Below are 17,820 nucleotides of genomic sequence, written 5' to 3' on the forward strand. Positions count from 1 at the left end.
GTGTTACCTCCTGGATTTGAATTACATCCTTCTTTTCATAGCAATTGGCGATAAAGCTCTTAAAACTGCCTCCCCCTTTAGGGGGGAGAGTCGTGTTTTTTTAGTAACTAGAACCGCTGGTTCCTTGCTGCGTAGAAATCCTTCCTGAAGCTTGCGAACTCGCCGCGCCCGATGGCGGCGCGCATCTGCGCCATCAGATCCAGGAAGTAGTGCAGGTTGTGCCAGCTGTTCAGCCGGGAGGCCAGTATCTCCTGGCTGCGGTACAGATGGCGCAGATACGCCCTGCTGTAGTTCCTGCAGACGTAGCAGCTGCAGGCGGGGTCTATCGGGGACTGGTCCTCCGCGAAGACGGCCGCCTTGATGTTGATCCTGCCGAAACTGGTGAAGAGCGCGCCGTTTCTCGCGTTTCTGGTCGGCAAGACGCAGTCGAACATGTCGAAGCCGGCGTTCACCGCCTCCACCAGGTCCTCGGGCGCGCCGATCCCCATGATGTAGCGCGGGGAGTTCTCGGGGAGGATGTCGGAGCACTCATGCATCATGCGGTGCATGACCTCCTTCTCCTCGCCGACGGAGAGCCCCCCCAGGGCATAGCCGTCGAAACCGATGTCGGTGATCTGCTTGGCGCTCTCCCGCCTAAGCTCCGGGTGCATCCCCCCCTGGACGATGCCGAAGAGGGCCTGGTCCGGCCTTTGGTGCGCCATCTTGCAGCGCTGCGCCCAGCGGGTGGTGAGTTCCAAAGACTTCTGCACGTAGGAATACTCGGCCGGATACGGGGGGCATTCGTCGAAGCACATGGCTATGTCCGCGCCCAGCGCCTCCTGGATGGCGATGGAGACCTCGGGGGAGATGAAGTGCCGGGAGCCGTCGATGTGGGAGCGGAAGTTGACCCCCTCCTCCGAGATCTTTCTCAATTCCCCCAGGGAAAAGACCTGGAAGCCGCCGGAGTCGGTGAGCATGGGACGGTCCCAGTGCATGAACCGGTGCAGGCCGCCCAGGCGCGCGATCAGTTCGTGGCCGGGGCGCAGGTACAGATGGTAGGTGTTGGCGAGGATGATCTGGGAGCCTACCTCGACCAGTTCCTCGGGCGTCATCGCCTTTACCGTCGCCTGCGTGCCGACGGGCATGAAGATCGGGGTCTGGATGCTGCCGTGCGTTGTTGTCAGAGAGCCTAGGCGGGCCAGAGAGCCCGGGTCCTTCTTTATGAGTTCGAAGCTGATAGCTGCCAAAGGTATCCCGTTTGCTGCCTGTATTCTTTTACTCCCCCTCCCCCGATACAAGGGGTCAGGGGGTGGAGTCCGTCCCTCTATGGGGGGGGAGTTCCGTTAACCGATGAACATGGCGTCGCCGTAGCTGAAGAACCTGAAGCGCCGGGAAACCGCCTCGCGGTAGGCTTCCAGCATCACCTCCTTCCCGGCGAATGCGCACACTAGCATAAAGAGAGTCGATTTGGGGAGATGAAAATTTGTTATCAACGCGTCGACAACCCTAAACCGGTAACCGGGAAGGATAAAAATATCCGCTTCGCGCTCGCCGGCTGCTACTTCCCCTGAGGCCGCCGCATGCTCCAGCGCCCTGAGCGAGGTGGTTCCCAGGGCCACCACCCTCCCCCCCCGCTCCTTGGTGCGGCGGATCGCGGCGGCGGTTTCCTGCGGGATCCGGTAAAGCTCCCGGTGCATGGTGTGCTCGGAGAGGTCCTCCACCCGGATCGGCATGAAGGTCCCAAGCCCCACGTGCAGGGTGACGGAGACGATCTCGACGCCGCGCCCCCTGATCTCGTCCAGGATCGCCGGGGTGAAGTGCAGCCCGGCTGTCGGGGCGGCTACGGCACCCTTCTCGCGCGCGAACACCGTCTGGTAACGCTCCAGGTCCTCGCCTTCGGGGGCCCGCTTGATGTAGGGGGGAAGCGGCATGCTGCCGGTTCGCTCCAGCCATGCCATGAAGTCGTCGCTCCCCTCGAAGAGGACCCGCCAGTCGCCGCCGTCGCGCTCTAGCACCGTGGCGGTCACCCCGCCGGGAAGCACAACGCGGCAACCGCTTTTGGGGCTCTTGGAGGCCTTGATCAGGCAACTCCAGCACTCCGGTTCCCCTGCGACCCGGCGCACCAGGAAGATCTCGACAGCCCCCCCCGATTCCTTATGGCCGTGCAGCCTCGCCGGGATGACCCGGGTGTCGTTCAAGACCAGGAGGTCGCCAGGGAGGAACTGCGCGGCGATAGAGGCCACGGTTGCCTCGCCGATGGCGCCGCTTGAGCGGTCCAGGGTCAAAAGCCTGGAGGCGTCCCTGCGGCTCGCCGGGTGCTGCGCTATCAGCTCCGGTGGAAGTTCGTAATCGAAATCGGAAAGAAACATGTTATCGACCGTACCCGCCCGCAAGCTTCACGCCCGGATAGTAGTAACTGAGTATCTCGCGGTAATCGAACCCCTCGATGGCGCGCCCCTTGGCACCCCACTGGCAGAGCCCCACGCCGTGGCCCGAACCCGAACCGGCGACCCAAAGCTCGTCGCCCGATTGACGCAGCTCGAAGTTGGTACTCTTCACGGCGCCGTAGCCGAGCGCCTTCCTGAAGGCGACGCCTGGGACGGCTACCTTGCCGCGGGAGGAGTCGACCAAGACCTCCTGCACGCGGCCGCTGTCGTTTCTGCCGCGCACCCGGCACTCCCTTATCCCCGCCACCTGGTACCCCGCCGCACGGAGCGCGGACTCAACCTTCTTCAGGGAGAGCCTCAGTTCCCACTTGATGGGGTTGGACTCGCCGCAGTAAAGGCAGGCGACTCCCTGCAAATACGGGATCGACATCCCCCAGACATTTTTGGAATTCTCGGTGTGCCCGGCGCAGTTGGAATGGTAGAAGGCCTGGATGGTCTTGCCGTCGTAGGTGAGCACCTGGCCGGCGGTCTCCTCGACGCCCCGGGCGGCACGGCTGTCCTCGACATCCGCCCCCTCATAGACCTGGTCCATGACGCTCGACTCCAGCTGGTAGGGAGCCCCTCGCCTGGCCTGCATCTGGTAAACGGCGTAGGAACGGGCGATCACCGCCTGCGCCTTCACGGCCTCCATGGGCCAGGCCGAGGAGATCTCGCAGTTGATGAGGCCTATCAGGTACTCCTCCAGCGGCAGGTCGTTCACCACCAAAAGCCCCTTCTCCGCGCCGCTCACTTCCACTACGGCGCGGTAACCCTTGCCGTTGACGCTTAGTCTGCCGGGAGCCACGGCGATCAGGCGGTCGACGCTCTTGCCGTTGACAGACACGCCGCTATAGGATCTTTTCACCTCAAGGGGCATTTCCAGGTCGAGAGGCTCGCCGCGGCCGTCGGTCAGGAGGACGCCGGAGCCGTCGATCCTGACGCCATCCACACCCTTGAAGAGGGCGACCCTGACCGTCTCCGGACGCATCGCCGCCACGCTGCCGCCGGCCGCGAGGCAAATTACCAGTATGATCAACGCCCTAAAGAGACTCATATTTTCCGTATACAACAGCTGTTTACCCCACCGTGAAAAGCCTTAGATATAAACCATGGAACTGGCGGCAAAGTCAATAATTTTATCGTTCTAACGAAACGCCCCGGCGCGCGGATTGGCAAGTGAATTGCTTAATTTCTCATTAGAGCGCCGCGGGCGACCCGCCCCGTCAGTTCCACCGTCGTGCCAGGGGCGGCTAAAGCTTCGGACTGGCCCCTCTTTTCGCCCTCCCAGCGGGGCCCCGGAGAGGGAAATAACTGTTGCCAGAATCGCAAAAACAGGCTATATCGCTGAGGAGACAGGTCATTTCGCGTTCAACCAAGAAGTCCGGATATATATGTTCAACTCCTTAAAGATGAAGATCCTTACCTTGGTGGCCCTGATACTGGTGCTTATCATCTCGTCAGTCGCCTATCTCAATTTCCAGCAGCAAAAAGAAATGCTGCACGAGATCGCCAACAGGAACACCTCGGTACTGATCGAAACCATAAAAAGCAGCGTGGCGAACGCGATGCTCTCCGGCCGCTCCGACGAAGTGGGGAGCATCTTCGAGCGGATCAAGTCCAGGGAGTTCGTCAAATCCATCAGGATTGTGGACGCAGAGGGAAAGATCCTCATCTCGGCTGACCGCGCCGAGGTCGGGAGCAAGATCCCCGAGCTGGGCGAGAAGCAATCGCAGTCGCGCAACATGAGCCTTTTCCCTTCTCAAGGGGTCTTCGTCTCCTACGCCCGTATCTTCAACGCCCCCCAGTGCTTCAAATGCCACCCGGCCGGCAAGGAAAGCCTGGGGCTTCTGGAAATCAAGCTCTCCCTCGATTACATGAACGGCTTCATCTCCCGCGAAAGGGACCTGGCCGTCTTCTCCAGCCTGCTCCTGGTCCTTTTGATCGTGGCCACCATCTTCATCTTCCTGGTCATTTACGTCGAGAAGCCGATCCGCAGGCTGATCCGCTGCATGCAGCAGGTGGAGGGGGGCGACTTCCGCCAGGAGATCAACCTCACCTCAAGCCTTGAGATGCAGACTCTCGCCAAGAGCTTCAACCACATGGTAAGGACCATCGCCTCCTTGATGGAATCCACCGTGGCGCATGAACGGGAGCTGGCCCGGGCCCAGGAGAAGCTGGCCTTCCACCGCGAGACCCACCAGTTGAACGGCAGGCTCGAGGAGCAGATCCGCGAAATCGAGAACCTGAACGTGAACCTGGAGGAGCGGATCGAGGAGATCGAGGAGGCAAACTACAAGATCGCGGACCTGGCGGGGGAGCTGGAGGACAAGAACACCAACCTGGAGAAGGCGGTGGCGAAACTCTCCACACTGTACCGGCTCGGGCTCGCCATCAACTCCACCATCGAGGTCGAGGACCTGTACCAGCTGGTGGTGAAGACCACCATGGACACCCTGCAGGCCCAGGTGGGATACATCATCCTTTACGACGCGCTCCACGGCGACCTGAAGGTGATCAACCTGGTCGGGCACAGAAACCCCAACGTCCAGGCGATGCGCGTGCAGATGAAGCCCTCCAGCGTCTCCAGCTGGGTGATCCAGAACTGCAAGCCTTTGCTCATCACCGACATCGCGCAGATGCCCGAATTCGATCCGGTCAGCCCCTTGGGCTTCGAGCGCAAGACCCTGATCTGCGCGCCGCTCATGGTGAAGGACGAGATGATCGGCACCCTCGCCGTGGTCAACAAGCTGAACAACACGGTCTACAACCACGAGGAACTGGAGCTTTTGTCCACCATCGCAGCGCAGGCCTCGATCGCCATCAAAAACGCCATGCTCTACGACGAGCAGCAAAAGACCTACCTGAACACCATCCAGGCGCTGGTTTCCGCCATCGAGGCAAGCGACAGCTACACCCGCGGCCACTCCGAGCGGGTCACCCGCTTCTCGCTCGCCCTGGCGCGCAAGCTCGAACTGCCGCAGAACCGGCTCAAGGTGATCGAGCGTGCCGCCATCCTGCACGACATCGGCAAGATCGGGATCGACCTCTCCCTTTTGCACAAGGAGGCGCTCCTGACCAGCGAGGATGTAGCCGAGCTGCAGCAGCACCCCACTATCGGGATGAAGATCCTGGAACCTATCGAGTTTCTCTACGACGTAAGGCTCTGCATCGGCCAGCACCACGAGCGCTACGACGGCACCGGCTATCCGAACCGGCTGCGCGCCGAGGAGCTCCTTTTGGAGTCGCGCATTCTCGCCATCGCCGACGCCTTCGACGCCATGACCTCCGACCGCCCCTACCGCAAGGCGCTGAAGCTGGAGGTCGCCATTGCGGAGCTGGCGGAAAACAGCGGGTCCCAGTTCGACCCCGCCCTGGTCCCTATCTTCATCAAGCTCCTGAAGACGCCCAACTTCCTGCCCCAGCGCGAAGAAACCCCGGGGTTGAACGTGGTTCCTTTCCCTGGCAAGCCTGCCGGCGGCCCCCTGACCTCCGTTGCCCCTTGACGGCAAGTGGTAGAAAGTTTACTTTTGCCGATGCCGGTTCCCGCGACGCCTGACGGGAAAGCCTGGCTAAGGGAGTGCCTTTGTCGCCATTACTTGAAATAGAAGGGCTCTGCACCGAGTTTGCGCAGAAGTCCGGGGTCCTCAGGGCCGTGCGGGGGGTCGACCTCTCCATGGAACCGGGGGAGACCCTCGCCCTGGTCGGGGAATCCGGCTGCGGCAAGAGCATCACGGCGGCCTCGGTGCTGCGCCTGGTCCCCCCTCCGGGTAGGATCACGGCAGGCTCGATCCGCTTCAAGGGGATCGAGCTTCTGAGTCTTTCCGAAGACCGGATGCGGGAGATCAGAGGAAACCGGATCGCCATGGTGTTCCAGGATCCCATGACCTCGCTGAACCCGGTCTTCACCATCGGCTACCAGGTGGCTGAGGGGCTCCGGGTACACCGCGGGCTGGACAAGAAGCAGGCCGAGCGCGAGGCGGCGGCCATCCTCTCCGAGGTAGGCATTCCCGCCCCAATGGAGCGGATGAAGGACTACCCGCACCAGCTAAGCGGCGGCATGCGGCAACGGGTCATGATCGCCATGGCGCTCGCTTTGAGGCCGGAACTGGTGATCGCCGACGAACCGACCACCGCGCTCGACGTCACCATCCAGGCACAGATCCTCGAGCTTTTGGACCGGCTCATGGCGGAGCACCGGATGGGCATGATCCTCATCACGCACAACCTCGGTATCGTCGCCGAGCGCGCCGACCGGACCGCCATCATGTACGCCGGCGAGATCGTCGAGAGCGCCCCCACCGCTGAGCTCTTCGCCAACCCGCTGCACCCCTACACCCAGGGGCTCTTGGCCTCTCTCCCGGAGTCCGGAAAGCCCGGCGAAAAGCTCGCCACCTTCGCCGGAAGCGTCCCGGACCTAAAGGGCGAGTTCACCGGCTGCCCCTTCAGGGAACGCTGCCCCATCGGCGAGGAGCGCTGCACGAAACACATGATCGAGATGAAGGAGGCAGGCCCGGGCCACTTGGTCCGCTGCCTGAAAGCGCCATGACCGCGCCCCTGTTGCAGGCCGAAAAACTGGTCAAGCGCTTTCCGGTGCGCGGCGGCTTCCTGGCTGAGAAAAGGGAGTTGACCGCAGTAGCCGGCGTCGACCTGGAGATCTTCCCGGGCGAGACGCTCGGGGTCGCCGGCGAATCGGGTTGCGGCAAGTCCACCGTGGCGAGGCTTCTGACCGGGCTCATCCCCCCTAGCGAGGGGTCGGTCCGCTACGGCGGCCGCGAGCTCTTTGCCATGAACGGGGAGGAGCTCGCCCAGTACCGCCGCGAAGTGCAGATGATCTTCCAGGACCCCTTCTCCTCGCTGAACCCCAGGATGCGCGTGGCACAGATCATCGGGGAGCCGCTCGACATCCACGGCATCGGGACCCCTTCCGAACGGCGCGAGCGGGTGGCGCGCCTTATGGAACGGGTGGGGCTTCCCCCGGAGGCGCTGTCGCGCTTCCCGCACCAGTTCTCCGGCGGGCAGCGCCAGCGCATCGGGATAGCGCGCTCGCTCGCGGTTTCGCCCCGGCTCATCATCGCCGACGAGCCCGTTTCTGCGCTCGACCTCTCGATCCAGGCCCAGATCATCAACCTGCTCCAGGAAGTGAAAAAAGACCTGGGGCTGTCGTTTCTCTTCATCACCCACGATCTCTCGGTGTTGAGGCACCTAAGCGATCGAATCGCCATCATGTACCTGGGACGGATCGTGGAGTCCGGGAGCAGGGACGACGTACTGTCGAAGCAGCTGCACCCCTACACGGAGGCGCTGTTAAGCGCCATACCGAGCATCGACCCGCAGAAAAAGAGCAGGCACGTCGTAGCGCGCGGGGAACTCCCCTCCCCGCTCTCCCCCCCCTCAGGGTGCCCCTTCCATACCCGCTGCCCCTATGCGGAGGCGATCTGCAGCGAGGAGCGCCCCGAGCTTTTGGAGAAGGAGCCCGGCCACCGGGCCGCCTGCCACTTCAGCAACAGGATCTACCGCTCCTAGAAGCTTTCCTTGACAAGGCCCATCAGTATATATAGATTAACCCCAGAAGAATCTACCGGAGGATACACGTGGCATTCGACAAGACGAAGGATTATGGCAAGGAAGCGGAAATGCTGAAGGTGCTCGGGCACCCTATCCGCCTCAAAATAGTGGCTGGACTCTGCACGCAGGAGTGCAACGTCAAACACATCTGGGAGTGCCTGGGGCTGCCGCAGGCGACGGTCTCCCAGCATCTGGCGCTTTTGAAGAACAAGGGGATCATAGAGGGTACCCGCGACGGCGTCGAGGTCCGTTACGCCGTAGTGAGCCCGTTCGTGCGCAGGTTGATCGAGATACTGCACCAAGAGCCCTAAGCTTCCCGGCGATTGAAGTAAAAGAAAAGGCCGCACCCTTTACAGGTGCGGCCTTTTCGTGCGTCTTAGCTGCCGCTGATCTCCAGCTCGGCGATCCTGAGCGACGGCGACCCCGCGCCGCCGAAGAAGCGGAGATCGCTTCCCACCTGGTCCACCCCCTTGAACAGATGCATCAGGTTCCCCGCCAGGGCCATACCCTTCACCGGATAGAGAATCTCTCCGCGCTCCAGATAGAAACCCGAGGCCCCCACAGAAAAGTCCCCCGAGATGGTGTTGGCCGTGTGCATCCCCATCACCTCGGTGATCAGCACCCCGCGCTCGACACCGGCCAGAAGCGTTTCCAGGCTCGCCTCACCAGGATCTATCATCAGGTTGTTGGCGCCGCTGCGGGGCGCCCCTTTGATGCCTCCGCGCTGGGCGTTGCCGGTAGAGGATTTTCCAGCCTTTTTCCCCCAGTAGCTGTCGTACAAAAACCCTTGCAGCACCCCGCCCGTCACAAGCGGCGTATCCTGCTGCGGCACACCCTCACCGTCACAGGGGGCGGTTCCCATCCCGTCGAGCAGAAGGCCGTCGTCGTGCAGCGTGACCAGTTCGGAGAATACCTGCTCACCTTCTTTACCCATGAAGAGCGATTTCCCCTTGTGGACCGCCTCCCCGAGGAAGGAAGGGGCCAAGAGTTCGACGATGCCTGCGGCCACGTGGTTGTCGAGGACGACCGGACAGCGCATGCCGGGGATGTTGCGCGCCCCGAGTAAGGCCGTCGCCTTGCTTCCCGCCCCTTTGGCCACCGCCTCGATGTCGATGCCGGAGAAGGAGGGGGAGAAAGCGAAATCCCAGCCGCTTTGCGCATCGTCCCGCTCCTCTGCCACGGCCGAGGCGGAGCAGGTCACGTAGCTGCCGCGGTACCCCTTCTCAAGACCCAGGGAGTTCCTGATGAAGCTGGAGTAGACCGATTCGCCGTAGCTGCACTTTCTCACCCTTTTTACCCGCGGGTCCGCGGCCAGCACCAGCCGCTCCAATTCCAACACGCGCGCCACCTTGAGTTCCTCGTCCACGACGGGAAGTTCCGGGTCGTAAAGCCAGGGGAGTTCAGGGTAGCTGGTCGCCGGCGCGGCAAGGGTGTAGCCGGGATCCTGCGTCTGCATGCGGGCCGCCACCAGGGCGCCGTAGATCATCATGGCGAGAGCAGCAGGCTCCATGCTGGTGGAATAGGAGAAACCGAGCCCGTTGCCGACCTTCAACCGGACCGCCACCCCGAAAGGCTCAGCGGCGCGGAAGGCGTCCACCTGCCCCTGTCTGGCCTCGATAGAAAGGTCCCGCGACTGCGACACGAATATCTCGTACCCGTCCAGGTTGCGCCCCGTGAGGAGCCGTTCGACTGCGTCTGCGTGCTTGGCTAGTTCCATGTTTAACCTCTGAAGGCGGGGCTGGTGGCTAGGGGGGGCTAGCCCCTGCCCCCTAGCCCCTAGCCCCGCCGTTGCCTTTAAAGATCCAGCACCATGGCTATTTCGTCGCAGTCGGGGAACTTGACGCACTTGATGCAGTCCCCCCACACCTTGTGCGGCAGCTCGGACTTGTCGGCGATCTTGAAGCCGAACTTGGCGAAGAAATCGGGCTTGTAGGTGAGGCAGAAGAGCCTTTTGAGGCCGAGCGCGCGCGCCTCGTCGATGCAGGCGCCGACCACCTGGCTGCCGATGCCGCGCCTTCCGGCGCTCTCGGCGACGGCGACGGAACGGACCTCGGCCAGGTCTTCCCATACTATATGCAGGGCGGAGGTTCCCAAAAGCGTCCCCTCCTCCTCGAAGACGTAAAAATCGCGCAACGCCTCGTACAATTCGGAGAGGGAGCGCGAGAGCATTTCGCCGCGGCTGGCGAAGCTGGTAAGAAGCTTCTGGATCTCTTTTACATCGCTTATCTTTGCCTTTCTGATCATCTAACTGCCTCCTGAATCATCTCCCTGGCGTGCTCCAGGGTCTTCTCGGTGACCCGCGCACCCGCCAGCATGCGTGCTATTTCCGCCACCCGCGCCTCGGGGTCGAGGTACTCGACACTGGTGGCGGTCCGCCCCGCGCTCACCTGCTTCTCCACCTTAAGGTGCATATCGGCGAAGGCTGCTACCTGCGGCAGGTGGGTTATGGCCAGCACCTGCTGTGACTGCGCTACCCGCTTCAGCTTCTCGCCTATGAGCGCCGAGGTGGCCCCGCCGATCCCGGTATCGACCTCGTCGAAGATGAGCGTCGGTACCTCGGAGTCGGGGTGAAGCTGCTTCAAGGCGAGCATGAGCCGGGAAAGTTCTCCTCCCGAGGCGATCTTCGCCAGCGACTTCGGGGGCTCGCCGGGGTTGGGGGAGAAGAGGAACTCGCAGCGCTCGAAGCCGTAGTTCCTCGCCTCGGCGCTGCGCTCGAAGGAGGTCTCGAAGAGGGCATTCTTCATGGCGAGCTCCGAGAGCTCCCGTTCCATCCCCGTCTTCAGTCCGGCAGCCCCCTTCTCGCGCGCCTTGGAGAGCTTGCCCCCCAAAAGTTCGAGCTCTCGTTCAAGGACGGCGATCCTCTCCTGCAGCTCGCCTTTGGCCTGCTCCCGGTTCCCCAGGGTCTCAAGCTCGGCGTCCACGCCGCGCTGGTAGACGAGGATCTCGTCGATGGAAGCCCCGTATTTTCGCTGCAAACGGTTGATGGCGTCAAGCCTGTCTTCCAACTGCTCCAGCCTCCCCGGCTCCGCCTCGACCGAAGCGGCGTAGTCGCGCAGGGTGAGCGCCGCGTCTTCCAGCTGGGCGTAAGCCCCCTCCAGCGTCTCGGCAACCGGCGCCAGGGCGTGGTCCAGGGATCCCGCCTCGGCGACGGTCCCGATGATGCGGCGCAGCCCCCCCAGCAGGGCCGCGTCGCCGCCGTAAAGCGTCTCGAACGCCTGCTGGCTCACCGAGAGGAGCTTCCCGCTGTGCGAAAGCCTCAGCCGCTCCTCGGCAAGCTCTTCCTCCTCTCCGGGGTGGAGCTTCGCGTCGCCGATCTCGGCGCTTTGAAAGGTCAGGAGGTCCAGCCGCCGCTCGGCCTCGCGCTCCCCTTCTTCCAGCGCCGCCAGTTCGTTCTTCGCCGCCTGGTAGGCCTCGAAACGGGAGGCGAACTCCTCACGCAGAGAAAGCGACCCGGCGAAGCCGTCCAGAAGGCGCAGGTGGTTCTCTGTCTTCAGCAGGGTCTGCGCGTCATGCTGTCCGTAGATGTTGATCAGGTTGCGGCAGAGGTCCGAGAGGACCGAGGTGGTGGCGAGGCCGCCGCCGATGAAGACGCGGTTCTTCCCCCCCTGCTGCACCACGCGCCGCACCAGGAGCTCGCCGTCGCAATCGATCCCCGCCTCGGAAAGCGTGGCCAGCAAAGCCTCGCGCCCGGCGAGGTCGAAGACCGCCTCGACCGAGGCCTCCCTGGCGCCGGAGCGTATCAGATCGGAGCTGGCGCGCCCGCCGAGGATCAGGTTAACCGCGTCGATGATGATCGATTTGCCCGCGCCGGTCTCGCCGGTGAGGATGTTTAGCCCCGGGGCGAACTCGACGTGCAGCTTCTCGATGATGGCCAGGTTCGTTATCTGCAGTTCTCTCAGCAACGCCTCACCTCTCGCCCCATTTGAGCTTGGTCCTCAGGACCTCGAAGTAGTCCTTGCTGCGGGACTGGATCAGGCGGGTCACATGCGCCGCCTTGGTGATCTGCACCACGTCGCCGGAGAGGAGCTTCATCCCCACCTGCCCGTCGAGGGTGAGAAAGACGGATTCGTCCGGTGCGTACTTGAGCTTGATGGCGATGTGCGCGTCCGCGGCCATCACCAGCGGACGGTTGGTGAGGGTATGCGGGCAGATGGGGGTGAGCGAGATGCACTCGAGTTCCGGGTGCAGGATGGGGCCGTTTGCCGAGAGCGAATAACCGGTGGAGCCGGTCGGGGTGGAGACGATCAGGCCGTCCGCCTTGAAGGTGGTCAGGTAGCGGCCGTTAACCGAGGTCTCCATGTCGATGATCCTCGCCAAGGCCCCCTTGTTGATCACCACGTCGTTCAGCACCCGGTGCAGTTCCACAACCTCCCCGGAGCGCTCCACGCTCGCCATCAGCATCATCCGCTCGCTCACCTCGAAGTCGCCCGCCAGGCAGCGCTCCACCGAGGGGTAGAGTTCGTTCAGGGTGATCTCGGTGAGAAAACCGAGGCTCCCGAGGTTAACCGCCAGGATCGGGACGTCCCGCTCGCCGACCAGCCTCGCCGCGGCGATGAGGGTGCCGTCGCCGCCCAAAACCACCACCAGATCGGCGTCGGCCGCGATTTCCGTGCTCTCGGAACTCTCGGCCAGGGTGGTGCGCCTGAGCCTTTTGGAAAGATGCTCCTCGACGTGCGCGGTCACGCCGCGTGCCGCCAGCCACTCGATCAGCTCCTCCGCAACAGCCAGCGCTCGCGGGTCGTGGACTTTGGCAAAAATGGCGATTTTTTTCATCAGGAGGCCTTTACTTGTAATGTAATTTAGGATTTACTAGCACAGATGTAGTATCATGTCCAACGGAAACTGGCACGGAAAGACACAGCTACAAACACCATTCCCACAGCAAACTACAGGCAAAAGCAGGGTGACTCATGACTGAAGATCAAATGGGCTTGAACGAAACCCTTGACCAGAAGATGCTCATTATCAAATCCTTTCTTGAGCACCTGGAATACACCTTGGGTAAGGACAAGTACTCCGCTACGAAGTACGACAGATTCAATGCTTTGGCCTATGCCGTGCGCGACAAGCTGGTTGAGCGCTGGCTTGACACCCAGCAGGCATATTACAACTCCGACCACAAGCGAGTCTACTATATCTCGATGGAATTCCTGATGGGGAGAACCCTGGGAAACAGTCTCATCAACCTGGGAATGTGGGACGATTTCCAGGAAGCGCTCGACTCGCTGGGCGAGAACTACTTCGAGGAGACCCTCGACGAGGAACAGGACGCGGGGCTCGGCAACGGCGGTCTGGGAAGGCTCGCCGCCTGTTTCCTCGATTCCATGGCCACCATGTCCATACCCGCCTACGGCTACGGCATCCGCTACGAGTACGGCATTTTCCGCCAGCACATAGCGGACGGCGCCCAGATGGAGATCCCCGACAACTGGCTGCGCTACAGAAACCCCTGGGAGCTGGACCGCCAGGAGCACCTGCACACGGTTAAATTCTACGGGCGCGTCATCACCACCTTCGATAAAAACGGCAGGCTCCTGCGCGAATGGGTCGACACCGAAGACGTCATGGCCATGGCCTTCGACACCCCCATCCCCGGCTACCAGACCCACAGCGTCAATACGCTGAGGCTTTGGACCGCCAAGTCCAGCCGTGAGTTCGACCTGAAGTTCTTCAACGAGGGGAACTATATCCGCGCCGTGGAAAAGAAGATGCAGTCGGAGACCATCTCCAAGGTCCTCTACCCTGCGGACAACGTCATCGAGGGAAAAGAACTCCGCTTCAAGCAGGAATACTTCCTCGCCTCGGCCACGGTGCACGACGTGATCTACCGCTTCAAGAAGAAGCACTCGGACATGAAGAAGCTCCCGGAAAAGGTGGCCATCCAGTTGAACGACACCCACCCCACCCTCGCCATTCCCGAGCTGATGCGGGTCCTGATCGACCTGCACAACTTGGAATGGGAGGACGCCTGGGAGATCACCAGGAAAACCTTCGCCTATACCAACCACACCATCCTTCCCGAGGCGCTGGAGCAGTGGCCGGTCTGGTTCTTCGAGCAGATACTCCCCCGGCACCTGCAGATCGTCTACGAGATCAACGAGCATTTCCTGAAGGAGATCCGGGAGCGCTTCCCCGGCGACGCGGAGAGGCTCTCCCGCATGTCCATCGTAGAAGAGCACTGGGAAAGGAAGATCCGCATGGCGCACCTGGCCATCGTCGGGAGCCACTCGGTGAACGGCGTCGCGGCGCTGCACACCGAGATCCTGAAAAACGAACTCTTCCGCGACTTCTACGAGATGTACCCGGAGCGGTTCAACAACAAGACCAACGGGATCACGCAGAGGCGCTGGCTCAAGATGAGCAACCCGCTGCTCTCCTCGCTGATCGACGACTACATCGGCTCCGGGTGGACCAGAAACCTCTACGAGCTGGAGAAGCTGCGCGCCATCGCCTCCGATCCGGAGTTCCTGGAGCGCTGGCAGCAGACGAAGCGGCGCAACAAGGAGAGCCTTTGCCGCTACATCCTGCAGCACAACCAGATCGAGGTGGATCCTGAGTCGCTCTTCGACGTGCAGGTGAAGCGGATCCACGAGTACAAGCGCCAGCTTTTGAACGTGCTGCACATCATCACCCTGTTCAACCGGATCAAGGACAACCCGAAGGCCGACGTGGTGCCGCGCACCTTCATCTTCGCCGGCAAGGCCGCACCGGCCTACGCCACCGCCAAGCTGATCATCCGGCTCATCAACGCGGTCGCCGCCGTGGTGAACCGCGACCCGGACGTGGCGGGAAGGATCAAGGTGGTGTTCCTCGCCAACTACGGCGTCACCCTGGCGGAGAAGATCTTCCCCGCCTCCGACCTCTCCGAGCAGATCTCCACCGCCGGCACCGAGGCGTCCGGGACCGGCAACATGAAGTTCGCCCTGAACGGCGCGCTCACCATCGGGACCCTGGACGGCGCCAACATCGAGATCATGGAGGAGGTGGGGAGGGAGAACATCTTCATCTTCGGCATGACCGCAGCGGAAGTGGCTGAGCTGCGCGCCCGCGGCTACAACCCGCGCGAGTACTACAACAACAACCGCGAACTGCGCCGCGTCTTGGACATGATCGCCTCGGGGTACTTCTCCCCCTGGGCTACCGAACTCTTCACCCCGCTCACCGAGTCGCTTTTGAACCTGGGGGACCACTACATGCTGTTGGCCGACTACGCAGCCTACGTCGCCTGCCAGCAGGAGGTGGGAGAGCTGTTCCGGCGCAAGGACGAGTGGGCCCGGCAGGCCATCCTCAACTGCGCCGGCATGGGCAAGTTCTCCAGCGACCGGACCATAGACCAGTACGCCCGCGAGATCTGGGGGATCAAGCCCGTGGACATCCTTCCCGGTGCCGTAGAGCTGCAGAGGCATTGATGGAGGATCTCTTCAACGGCAACAGGGAAGAGTTCAAGCCTTTGGCAGAGCGGATGCGGCCGCGCAGCATGGCGGAGTACCTGGGGCAGGGGCATCTCGTGGGCGAAGGAAAGATGCTGCGCCGGCTGATCGAGAGCGACCGCCTCACCTCGCTCATCTTCTGGGGCCCGCCCGGCAGCGGCAAGACCACGCTGGCCCGCATCATAGCCAACGCCACCAGCTCCCACTTCATCTTCTTCTCCGCCATCATGAGCGGCATCAAGGAGATCCGCGAGGTGGTCAAGGAGGCCGAGGAAACCCTGAAGTACCAGGGAAAGCGGACCATCCTCTTCGTGGACGAGATCCACCGCTTCAACAAAAGCCAGCAGGACGCCTTTCTCCCCCACGTCGAGCGCGGCACCTTCACCATCATCGGCGCCACCACGGAAAACCCCTCCTTCGAGGTAATCGCACCGCTACTCTCCCGCTGCAAGGTCCTGGTGCTGCAGCCGCTATCCGACGAGGACCTGCTGAAGATCCTGGAAAACGCAGTCGCCGACCGCGAGCGGGGACTGGGGGAGCTGGAGCTATCCGCCACCGCCGAGGCGCTCGCCTTCATGGCGGAGCAGGCCGCAGGAGACGCCCGTGTGGCGCTGAACACGCTGGAGACGGCCTCGCGCCTGGCGCACCAGGGGGAGATTACCCTGGAGAGCGCGCGCGAGGCCGTGCAGAAGAAGCCTCTCCTTTACGACAAGGGTGGGGAGGAGCACTACAACGTCATCTCCGCCTTCATCAAGTCGATGCGCGGCTCCGACCCGGACGCGGCGCTCTATTGGCTCGCCCGCATGCTGGAGGCGGGGGAGGACCCCATCTTCATACTGCGGCGCATGGTGATCTTCGCCTCGGAAGACGTGGGAAACGCCGATCCACGCGGGCTGCAGCTGGCCGTCTCCGCGCTGCAGGCATTCCAACTGGTGGGAATGCCTGAGGGAAGGATCATCCTCGGGCAGGCGGTCACCTACCTCGCCACCGCACCCAAGTCCAACGCCAGTTACAACGGCATCAACGAGGCGCTCGCCGAGGTGAGAAAGAGCGGGGCGCAGCCGGTCCCGATGGAGATCAGGAACGCCCCGACCAAGCTCATGAAGGGCTTGGGCTACGGCAGGGGGTACCTCTACCCCCACGACCACCAGGGGGTGGTCCGGCAGAACTACCTCCCGGAGGCGCTCGCCGGGCGGCGCTTCTACACCCCCAAAGAAAGCGGCTACGAGAAGAGCATCAAGGAGCGGATGGAGTGGATCCGCGGCGCTCGGGAGAAGGGGTGACCCCTCTTCTGGCGGCCTCTGAGTTATTCATTAAAGTCCCGTCCGCTGTTGTAATCGTTTTCCCCCATGATATATTCAACCAGGCTTTCTCTGCGGATAATGAAGAAGCAGAGGTTGGCCCATTAATTCCGAGCGGAGTCACGGATGAAAAAGATAGGGATACTCACCAGCGGCGGGGACTGTTCCGGCATGAACGCGGCCATCAGGGCCGCGACCAGGACCGCCCTGGGGCACGGGGTACAGGTGCTCGGCTTCCGCAAGGGGTACGCGGGGCTGCTGAAGGGGGACTTCCTCGAGATGCAGACCAAAGACGTCGCGGGTATCCTGCACCGCGGGGGTACCTTCCTGCAATCGGCCAGAAGCGAGGAATTCCGGACCGTCCTGGGAAGGGAGAAGGCGGTCCGCCACCTGGAGGAGTTCGGGGTCGAGGGGCTGATCGTCATCGGGGGGGACGGCTCCTTGAACGGCGCGCTGGCGCTGCACCGCATGGGGGTGCCGGTAATCGGCATACCGGCCAGCATCGACAACGATATCCCCTTCACCGACATGGCGCTCGGCGTGGACACGGCGCTCAACAACATCATCTACGCGGTCGACTGCATCAAGGACACGGCGAGCTCGCACGACCGTGCCTTCGTCATCGAGGTGATGGGAAGAAATTCCGGGTATCTCGCCAGCATGGCGGCCATCGCCACCGGCGCCGAGTACGCCATAGTCCCCGAAGTCGAGTGCGACGTAGCCGATCTCTGCAACCAGCTCAGGCACCGCTGGGAGGAAGGGCGCAGCAACGCCATCATCATCCTGGCCGAAGGGGCCGGGCGCGCCCAGAACATAGCCGACAACATCAAGGACGCCATCGGCTTCGAGACCCGGGTCACCGTACTCGGCCACTACCAGAGAGGGGGCGCACCTTCGGTCTTCGACCGGCTCTTGGGAAGCAGGTTCGGGCACGCGGCGGTGGAAAACCTCTTGGCCGGGCAGATGGGAAAGATGGTGGGGCTTTGCTGCAACGCGATCGTGCCGACCCTCTTGGAGACGGTGGTGGTAAGCGAGAAGAGGCAGCAAGACGAGCTGCACGAGATGTCGCTGATCCTCGGCATCTAGCTGCGGTTCGGGAGAGACACAAACGAAAGGGGA

General features: G+C 62.5%; 14 protein-coding genes. 7 read left to right on the forward strand and 7 right to left on the reverse strand.

Features of this window, described 5'->3' with window-relative positions; genetic code table 11:
- Positions 1-107: 107 nt before the first annotated feature.
- The 3 genes from tgt to K419_RS0103380 form a co-directional block, all read right to left on the reverse strand.
- A complete protein-coding gene (gene tgt, locus K419_RS0103370; protein WP_026840336.1) occupies positions 108-1,226 on the reverse strand; it encodes a tRNA guanosine(34) transglycosylase Tgt in 1,119 nt (372 codons plus the stop codon).
- Between the two features lie 96 nt (positions 1,227-1,322).
- Positions 1,323-2,348, reverse strand: a complete 1,026-nt coding sequence (gene queA, locus K419_RS0103375) for a tRNA preQ1(34) S-adenosylmethionine ribosyltransferase-isomerase QueA (RefSeq protein WP_026840337.1) — start codon at positions 2,346-2,348, stop codon at positions 1,323-1,325.
- Position 2,349: 1 nt separating this feature from the next.
- Positions 2,350-3,459, reverse strand: coding sequence for a SpoIID/LytB domain-containing protein (locus tag K419_RS0103380; protein WP_026840338.1), 1,110 nt, complete (start codon positions 3,457-3,459; stop codon positions 2,350-2,352).
- A gap of 337 nt (positions 3,460-3,796) precedes the next feature.
- On the opposite strand from K419_RS0103380, the gene K419_RS0103385 reads away from it, so the two are divergent.
- The 4 genes from K419_RS0103385 (at position 3,797) to K419_RS0103400 (ending at position 8,281) form a co-directional block, all read left to right on the forward strand.
- Positions 3,797-5,908: an HD domain-containing phosphohydrolase gene (locus K419_RS0103385; RefSeq protein ID WP_026840339.1), complete on the forward strand. Its 2,112-nt coding sequence runs from the start codon at positions 3,797-3,799 to the stop codon at positions 5,906-5,908.
- A gap of 80 nt (positions 5,909-5,988) precedes the next feature.
- Positions 5,989-6,951 (forward strand): ABC transporter ATP-binding protein, encoded by a 963-nt coding sequence (locus K419_RS0103390; RefSeq protein WP_026840340.1) that lies wholly within the window; start codon positions 5,989-5,991, stop codon positions 6,949-6,951.
- Complete coding sequence (locus tag K419_RS0103395; RefSeq protein WP_026840341.1) at positions 6,948-7,928, forward strand: ABC transporter ATP-binding protein; 981 nt, start codon at positions 6,948-6,950, stop codon at positions 7,926-7,928. Before K419_RS0103390 ends, K419_RS0103395 begins: the two co-directional genes overlap by 4 nt.
- A 68-nt stretch (positions 7,929-7,996) precedes the next feature.
- On the forward strand, positions 7,997-8,281 hold the full coding sequence (locus tag K419_RS0103400) for an ArsR/SmtB family transcription factor (RefSeq protein ID WP_012530872.1): 285 nt from the start codon (positions 7,997-7,999) through the stop codon (positions 8,279-8,281).
- 65 nt (positions 8,282-8,346) lie between these two features.
- Here K419_RS0103400 and K419_RS0103405 read toward each other — a convergent pair whose 3' ends face one another.
- The 4 genes from K419_RS0103405 to K419_RS0103420 all read right to left on the reverse strand — a co-directional run bounded on the left by K419_RS0103405 (position 8,347) and on the right by K419_RS0103420 (position 12,743).
- Positions 8,347-9,687 carry a TldD/PmbA family protein gene (locus tag K419_RS0103405; protein ID WP_026840342.1) on the reverse strand — a complete coding sequence of 447 codons (1,341 nt, stop codon included), beginning with the start codon at positions 9,685-9,687 and terminating at the stop codon, positions 8,347-8,349.
- Positions 9,688-9,764: 77 nt separating this feature from the next.
- On the reverse strand, positions 9,765-10,214 hold the full coding sequence (locus K419_RS0103410) for an N-acetyltransferase (protein WP_026840343.1): 450 nt from the start codon (positions 10,212-10,214) through the stop codon (positions 9,765-9,767).
- Positions 10,211-11,872: a DNA repair protein RecN gene (gene recN, locus K419_RS0103415; protein ID WP_026840344.1), complete on the reverse strand. Its 1,662-nt coding sequence runs from the start codon at positions 11,870-11,872 to the stop codon at positions 10,211-10,213. The genes K419_RS0103410 and recN overlap by 4 nt, the downstream gene beginning before the upstream one ends.
- 4 nt (positions 11,873-11,876) lie before the next feature.
- Positions 11,877-12,743: an NAD(+)/NADH kinase gene (locus K419_RS0103420; RefSeq protein ID WP_012530876.1), complete on the reverse strand. Its 867-nt coding sequence runs from the start codon at positions 12,741-12,743 to the stop codon at positions 11,877-11,879.
- A gap of 137 nt (positions 12,744-12,880) precedes the next feature.
- Here K419_RS0103420 and K419_RS0103425 point away from each other — a divergent pair, with 137 nt between their 5' ends.
- The 3 genes from K419_RS0103425 (at position 12,881) to pfkA (ending at position 17,787) form a co-directional block, all read left to right on the forward strand.
- Positions 12,881-15,379, forward strand: coding sequence for a glycogen/starch/alpha-glucan phosphorylase (locus K419_RS0103425; RefSeq protein ID WP_026840345.1), 2,499 nt, complete (start codon positions 12,881-12,883; stop codon positions 15,377-15,379).
- Positions 15,379-16,683 (forward strand): replication-associated recombination protein A, encoded by a 1,305-nt coding sequence (locus K419_RS0103430; protein ID WP_026840346.1) that lies wholly within the window; start codon positions 15,379-15,381, stop codon positions 16,681-16,683. The genes K419_RS0103425 and K419_RS0103430 overlap by 1 nt, the downstream gene beginning before the upstream one ends.
- A 144-nt stretch (positions 16,684-16,827) precedes the next feature.
- The gene (gene pfkA / locus K419_RS0103435) at positions 16,828-17,787 is read left to right on the forward strand and encodes a 6-phosphofructokinase (RefSeq protein WP_012530879.1); all 960 of its coding nucleotides are present in this window, start codon (positions 16,828-16,830) and stop codon (positions 17,785-17,787) included.
- The last annotated feature ends 33 nt before the right edge of the window (positions 17,788-17,820 follow it).

Source organism: Citrifermentans bremense R1 (assembly GCF_000426865.1).
Classification (GTDB): Bacteria; Desulfobacterota; Desulfuromonadia; order Geobacterales; family Geobacteraceae; genus Geomonas; species Geomonas bremensis.

Coding starts and splice junctions, on each gene's coding strand:
- K419_RS0103405 (WP_026840342.1), bottom strand. CDS start 9,687: ATGGAACTAGCCAAGCACGCAGACGCAGTCGAACGGCTCCTCACGGGG.
- pfkA (WP_012530879.1), top strand. CDS start 16,828: ATGAAAAAGATAGGGATACTCACCAGCGGCGGGGACTGTTCCGGCATG.
- K419_RS0103430 (WP_026840346.1), top strand. CDS start 15,379: ATGGAGGATCTCTTCAACGGCAACAGGGAAGAGTTCAAGCCTTTGGCA.
- K419_RS0103380 (WP_026840338.1), bottom strand. CDS start 3,459: ATGAGTCTCTTTAGGGCGTTGATCATACTGGTAATTTGCCTCGCGGCC.
- K419_RS0103425 (WP_026840345.1), top strand. CDS start 12,881: ATGACTGAAGATCAAATGGGCTTGAACGAAACCCTTGACCAGAAGATG.
- K419_RS0103395 (WP_026840341.1), top strand. CDS start 6,948: ATGACCGCGCCCCTGTTGCAGGCCGAAAAACTGGTCAAGCGCTTTCCG.
- K419_RS0103385 (WP_026840339.1), top strand. CDS start 3,797: ATGTTCAACTCCTTAAAGATGAAGATCCTTACCTTGGTGGCCCTGATA.
- K419_RS0103410 (WP_026840343.1), bottom strand. CDS start 10,214: ATGATCAGAAAGGCAAAGATAAGCGATGTAAAAGAGATCCAGAAGCTT.
- K419_RS0103420 (WP_012530876.1), bottom strand. CDS start 12,743: ATGAAAAAAATCGCCATTTTTGCCAAAGTCCACGACCCGCGAGCGCTG.
- queA (WP_026840337.1), bottom strand. CDS start 2,348: ATGTTTCTTTCCGATTTCGATTACGAACTTCCACCGGAGCTGATAGCG.